This window comes from Marinobacterium profundum, assembly GCF_001528745.1.
Classification (GTDB): domain Bacteria; phylum Pseudomonadota; class Gammaproteobacteria; order Pseudomonadales; family Balneatricaceae; genus Marinobacterium_A; species Marinobacterium_A profundum.
In genome coordinates this window covers 1-596 of record NZ_BCNS01000069.1, presented here as the reverse complement: position 1 = coordinate 596, position 596 = coordinate 1, and the positions used below count along the sequence as shown (strand labels likewise).

Sequence of the window (596 nt, the reverse complement as noted above, 5' to 3'; positions counted from 1 at the left end):
CACCAAAACGCCCGGAGGGCGGGGCCTGCAGCTTGAATGAGCCTCAAAATGGAACGCCACCTTCAACAAATACAGAATATTTATTCCATAAGTACTACCATTCGGAATATAAATTTCATAGAATCAGGGTGTGTTTAAAGCGACGTACACCCAAGGACACTGCGCTGCATCAGTACAGCACCGGGCATGAGCACACAGCAGGCTCGTGACCCGGGCTTAAGCGGTAACGCAGTCAAGGTGCTACGACTTTGACCCATAAAAAAAATTATAAATAGCTGGCTGGAACGAATGTTCCAATTCGATTCAGACTGAAGTCCAATCAGGAGAAAGTCATGATCAGTACTAAAAAAGCTCTGCTCTGCGCCGCCCTCACCGCCATCATCGCCGCCCCAACAGCCATGGCGGACAGCCTTAAGATCGGCGTATCCATGGCACTGTTTGACGACAACTTCCTCACCACGCTGCGTAACGGCATCGAGAAAAAATCAGCCGAAGAAGACGTCGATGTTCAGATCGAAGATGCCAAAAACGAAGTCGGCACCCAGCTCAACCAGATTCAGAACTTTATCGCCTCAGGCGTAGACGCCATCATCGTC

1 protein-coding gene is annotated in these 596 nt (G+C 49.8%); it reads left to right on the top strand.

The window, feature by feature from the left end; genetic code table 11:
• Positions 1 to 332 precede the first annotated feature (332 nt).
• Positions 333 to 596, top strand: a 264-nt coding sequence (locus MPRO_RS03225; protein ID WP_158651739.1) for a substrate-binding domain-containing protein, incomplete at its 3' end; no start/stop codon positions are given.